Annotated in this window: 1 protein-coding gene and 1 pseudogene; both read left to right on the forward strand. The window is 69.3% G+C overall.

All coding sequences use genetic code 11. The features are described from left to right. Nucleotides 1-163, forward strand: a pseudogene (locus ABZ464_RS51950) (glycine/betaine ABC transporter ATP-binding protein); the annotation flags it as partial. Further along, nucleotides 163-1,901: ABC transporter permease subunit (locus ABZ464_RS51955; RefSeq protein WP_359290034.1), on the forward strand; the 1,739-nt coding region annotated here is incomplete at its 3' end. The pseudogene ABZ464_RS51950 and the gene ABZ464_RS51955, both read left to right, overlap by 1 nt.

Below are 1,901 nucleotides of genomic sequence, written 5' to 3' on the forward strand. Positions count from 1 at the left end.
GGACGGGCCGGAGCTGGGTCCGGACGTGGTGGTCCGGGAGGCCACCCGGGCGGTCCTCGCCGCGGAGAAGCCGGTGAAGGTCGTCGAGGACGGCAAGCTGCTCGGGATCGTGGGGGACGAGGAGATCCTCGCGGTCGTGGCCGGGCAGGAAGGCGGCCGGTGATGACCGTCACCATCGAGAAGCCGGACACGGCGGAGACGGCCGCACAGGCCGCGCCCGCCGCACCCACCCGGAAGATCACCCGGCCCATGGTGATCGGCGCGATCCTGGTCGTCTGGCTGCTGCTCTTCGCCGTTCTGCGGGGCAGGCAGACGCTCACCCTGGCGGCGGCCGATCTGACGGGTCTGCACCGGTGGTTCAACGACGTCAACGACTCCATCGGCGCCAACCGCAACTCCAACCCGCTCTTCCTGTACTTCTTCAACGAGATCCGGCTGGTCATCGACACCCTGGTGACCTTCATCCAGGACCTGATCTCCCAGCCGTCCGACGCCCGGCCCGTTCCGCAGATCGGCTGGCTCGGTGTCGTCGGGATCGCCGGGTACGTCTCCTGGGCGGTGGGCAACTGGCGGGTGGCGCTGCTGGCGGTGGCCGGGTTCACGTTCATGGGCCTGCAGGGTCTGTGGCAGGAGAGCATGGACACCCTGGCGCTGACCCTCTCGGCGGTCCTGGTCGCGTTGCTGTTCGCGATCCCGCTGGGGGTGTGGGCGGGACTGTCGGACCGGTTCAACCGGGTCGTGACACCGTTCCTGGACTTCATGCAGACGATGCCGACCATGGTCTACCTCGCGCCCCTGACCCTGTTCTTCCTGATCGGCGGCGCCTCGTCCGTGATCGCCACGGCGATCTACGCGGCCCCTCCGACGATCCGCATCACGGCACACGCCATCCGCTCGGTCCCCCAGACCACCGCGGAGGCGGCCGACTCCCTGGGCGCCACCCGCAGGCAGGCCTTGCTGAAGGTCCTCCTGCCGATGTCCAAGCGGACCGTGGTGATGGGCGTCAACCAGTCGATCATGGCGGCGCTGGCGATGGTCACCATCGCGGCTCTGATCGATGCTCCGGGTCTGGGCAAGACGGTGGTCCAGGCGCTGCAGTCGCTGGATGTCGGTACGGCGTTCAACGCGGGTCTGGCGATCGTGGTGATGGCGATCGTGCTGGACCGGGTCACCACCGCGGCCAGCGCGCGTGAGGAGAACGCCCGCAACTCCAAGAACCGCTTCCTGAAGTGGCGCAAGCAGCTTCTGGGAGCGGGGGCCGCCGTCACCGTCGTACTGATCTACCTGTCGCACACCTACGTATGGGCGGCGGAGTTCCCGGGGGAAGGCAGCACGGGCAGCGCGATCGCGAGCGCGGCCGACACGGCCACGACCTGGGCGCAGGACAACCTGTCGGGTCTGACCAACGCCTTCCGTGACGCGATCACCTACGGTCTGCTCAATCCGTTCCAGACGCTGCTGACCGATTCGCCGTGGTGGGTGGTGGCCGGGGTGCTGGTCGCCCTCGCGGTCGTGCTCGGCGGGTGGCGGGCCGGGGTCACCACGGTGGTGTGCGTGGGCCTGCTGGTCGGCACGGGCATGTGGTCGGACGCCATGACCACGCTGGCCTCGACCGTCGTGGCGACGGTGCTGGTGATGGCGCTGGGCATCGTCTTCGGGGTGTGGATGGGGCGCAGCCGGATGGTGGACCGGGTGATGCGGCCGAGTCTGGACGCGGCGCAGGTCATGCCGCCGTTCGTCTATCTGGTGCCGTTCCTGGCGCTGTTCGGGGCGACCCGGTTCACGGCGATCGTCGCCGCGATCGTGTACGCGGCTCCGGTCGCGATGAAGATCATCGCGGATGGGGTGCGGGCGGTGCCGGAGACGACGGTGGAGGCGGCGACCTCGGCCGGGTGCAACAC

The organism is Streptomyces sp. NPDC005820 (assembly GCF_040630255.1).
In the GTDB taxonomy this organism is placed as follows: Bacteria; Actinomycetota; Actinomycetes; order Streptomycetales; family Streptomycetaceae; genus Streptomyces.